The organism is Kitasatospora sp. MY 5-36, from assembly GCF_001182915.1.
Lineage (GTDB): Bacteria > Actinomycetota > Actinomycetes > Streptomycetales > Streptomycetaceae > Kitasatospora.
Window position 1 is genome coordinate 1 of the sequence record NZ_LFVW01000071.1, and the last position, 556, is coordinate 556.

The window sequence follows — 556 nt, forward strand, 5'->3', positions numbered from 1 at the left end:
CATCGGCCTGGCCCCGGCGCCGGTAGTCGGCCAGCGCCGGCAACACCTCGCCCAGCCGGTCGCCGTCGATGTTCAACGCCGCCGCAAGACCGTCGGCGTCCCCGCCCTCGACCGCCGCCCAGAACTCGGCATCGATGACGGAGCCCTCGGAGGCCTCGGCCACCGCCTCGGGCCAGTAGTGACGGTGCTGGAACGCGTACGTCGGCAGGTCCACCGTCGAACCACCGGCGAGGACCGACACCCAGTCCACCGTGGCGCCCTGGACGTAGGCCTCGGCGAACGACGTCAGCAGGCGGTCCGCACCGCCCTCGTCGCGCCGCAAGGTGCCCGCGACAACCGGGGACAGCGTCTCCAGGGCGTCGCCGATCGCCGGGGTCAGCACCGGGTGCGGCGACACCTCCAGGAACACACCGTGCCCGGACTCACCCAGCAGACGAACCGCCCGCTCGAACTCGACGGTCTCCCGCAGCGACGCGTACCAGTACGCCGGGTCCAGCTCAGAGCCGGCCAGCCACTCGCCCGTCAGCGCGGAGATCATCGGGACCTGCGCCTCACG

The 556-nt window shown here is 72.7% G+C and carries 1 protein-coding gene; it reads right to left on the reverse strand.

Annotated elements, in window-relative coordinates:
- Positions 1 to 538, reverse strand: a 538-nt coding sequence (locus AE652_RS06375) for an acyltransferase domain-containing protein (protein WP_234348246.1), incomplete at its 3' end; no start/stop codon positions are given.
- Between the last annotated feature and the right edge of the window lie 18 nt (positions 539 to 556).